The following is a 239-nucleotide window of genomic DNA, read 5'->3' on the forward strand; positions in this document are numbered from 1 at the left end:
GGGGGGGGGAGGGACCTCGAGGCCGACCTCAAGGCCTGGCAGAGGCGCTACCCGGGGAACGAGGAGAAGGCGAGGAGCCTCCTCAAGGCCCTCAAGCGCCCCGAAGGGGTGAACCCCGTCACCCTCGTCGTGGACGACGCCACGGGCCTCACCCCCAGTGTGGTCCCCTGGCTGGTGGCCTTCGCCGAGGTGGCCACCCTGGTCCTGGCCGTCCACCCGGAGACCCTAAGGAAGGGGGG

At 72.0% G+C, this 239-nt stretch carries 1 pseudogene; it reads left to right on the forward strand.

The window, feature by feature from the left end:
- A pseudogene (locus tag ACYQ0J_RS00050) lies at positions 1-239 on the forward strand (ATP-binding protein); the annotation flags it as partial.

Source organism: Thermus sp. FJN-A, from assembly GCF_054655095.1.